We start from the raw sequence: 1921 nt of genomic DNA on the forward strand, positions 1-1921 counted from the left end.
TCATCGGGCGTGACGATCCAGTCGATCGCCCAGTCGTGGCTCTGCATGGGTAAGCGGGAGCTGTCTACGATTTGGAGCGGATGGACGGTCGTGACGATCGGAGTTTGCGGCTGCACCAAGTCAAACTCTTGCAGCATTGCCAGTTCTAGATCGGCGAATCCGGCTCCCTTACCTGTCCGTCCACCCTGCCGTGCAACCGCGACGCAGCCAACGACCACGAGATCGATCGCCGCCATTTCCTCAAAGCTGACCAGACGTCCCACACTCAATGCCGTTTTCATCGTCGCCGCTTGCTTGAGCGGAATCCCGCGCTGCTGCATTGCGTCGGCGTGCAATTCCACAAAGCAGTGGCGGCTAGTCAGCCGAGGAACCGCCATATACAGCCGTTTGCCCGCTTCCAATGCCCGCAGCCGAACAGGAGCCTGTGGCGAATCAGGGTTGCACTTGACGATCGTCGCCTGCTGCCAACTGGGTAAAGCGGCAAGACGATCTGCTGCCTGTGCAGCACCGACAAAGTTGGGGATGTGACCGAACGGGTCACGGACGGCGACCTGCGCCTGCTTCAGGCGCGACCAAACGTCTGTTCTGAGGCTGTCTTTGTCCGCATGACGACCGCTCCATTCCGTATTCGCTTCAGACATCGGGCGATCGCGTTCCTACTCAGGATTCCGACTCAGCATAGGCGGAGGCAAGCTTGCCATTAACCGAGACGACGAGATCGAGCCGGATCACGGTTCCGTCTTCCAGCTTGACGTAATCGGCATGGTCTTTGGCGTAGACATCGACAATGCGGCTCTGAGCCTCGACGGTCTCGTTGGCGCTATCGCGGTAGACAATTTGACAGCTCTGACGCAAGGTGGCGATCGCCTCTAGCTCATCGTGGAAGTCACAACTGACGGGAGTGTAAGAGTCCATACCAGCACCGCTAGAAGGGTTTAAACAAACGTTCAAGAGGATTCTTAGTGCGCCATACTTGCGCCAGTCGGCTGCGCCACAGGTTGCAACAGGCTAAGCAAGTGACCATCAGGCGTACGAACGGCAGCCACTTTGCCAAACGCGGGTTCCCGCACACGACCTTCGAGCGTCGCGCCCAGTTCTTCTAGCTTAGACAGCGCGGCGTACACGTCCTCCACATGGAAGCTCAGAATCGGAGAGTCTCCCGTGGTTGAGGTGCTTTCAGCCGCGTGGAGGGCGATCGTCGTGCCGTTGGCGTCGAGTTCTGCCCAGCCGGGACTCGCCATCCGGACGCTTAATCCTAGCCCTTCGCTGTAAAACTTTACCGTTGCAGGAATATCCTTCACCATCAGCATGACGTGCTTAAACTCGGCTGCCATTCACGGTCTCCTAGAAATGCTTCCACCGCTCAGTATAAAGGCGGGCAGAAAATCAAGCACGGGAAACTCTAAAAACCAAACTCTGATATGTAGTGTGCGGTGGCTTCCGGTTGCTCAATCTGGGGGACATGCTTGCAGTTCTGAATCCAAATAAGCCGACTGTTGGCAATCTCTCGATGAAATCGATCGGCGTCTGCGGTGCCCAGCACGTCGTCTGATTCGCCCCACAGGATCAGAGTCGGCTGAGTGATTTGCCGAATTCGATCGGCAAGGAAGCCATAGCCGCCGCTTTTCGTAAAGGCGATCATGGAGTCGTGCCAGCCTGCCATTTCGGTATGCAGCAGTGAGCACCGCAGCAAATCCAGCAGGGCAGGAGCGGCGTTGGTTAAGGTGCTAATCTCCAGCGCTTTCAGTTTGCGCTGACGCAGATATTCCACAGCAACATAGTCCAACGGCGGAAAGAGAAACTGGACGTATTCGGGGGGACCTGTGTAGCCAACGCTGTCAATTAGCACCAGTTTTTTAACCGCGTTTGGATGAGTCAGCGCAAAATCGATCGCCGCCGCACCGCCCATCGACGCGCCCAC

Annotated in this window: 4 protein-coding genes; all 4 read right to left on the minus strand. The window is 57.1% G+C overall.

The features are described 5' to 3' along the window. A partial coding sequence (locus H6F43_RS00955; RefSeq protein WP_190340160.1) for a 5-formyltetrahydrofolate cyclo-ligase occupies positions 1–641 on the minus strand: 641 nt, incomplete at its 3' end. Positions 642–660: 19 nt separating this feature from the next. Then, positions 661–915, minus strand: a complete 255-nt coding sequence (locus tag H6F43_RS00960; protein ID WP_190340161.1) for a hypothetical protein — start codon at positions 913–915, stop codon at positions 661–663. A gap of 44 nt (positions 916–959) precedes the next feature. Next, on the minus strand, positions 960–1334 hold the full coding sequence (locus H6F43_RS00965; RefSeq protein ID WP_190340162.1) for a VOC family protein: 375 nt from the start codon (positions 1332–1334) through the stop codon (positions 960–962). A 68-nt stretch (positions 1335–1402) separates the two neighbouring features. After that, positions 1403–1921 (minus strand): alpha/beta hydrolase (locus H6F43_RS00970; RefSeq protein WP_190340163.1); only part of this gene is annotated, 519 nt, incomplete at its 5' end.

The organism is Leptolyngbya sp. FACHB-36, assembly GCF_014695955.1.
In the GTDB taxonomy this organism is placed as follows: Bacteria; Cyanobacteriota; Cyanobacteriia; order Leptolyngbyales; family Leptolyngbyaceae; genus FACHB-36.

Coding starts and splice junctions, on each gene's coding strand:
- H6F43_RS00960 (WP_190340161.1), bottom strand. CDS start 915: ATGGACTCTTACACTCCCGTCAGTTGTGACTTCCACGATGAGCTAGAG.
- H6F43_RS00965 (WP_190340162.1), bottom strand. CDS start 1,334: ATGGCAGCCGAGTTTAAGCACGTCATGCTGATGGTGAAGGATATTCCT.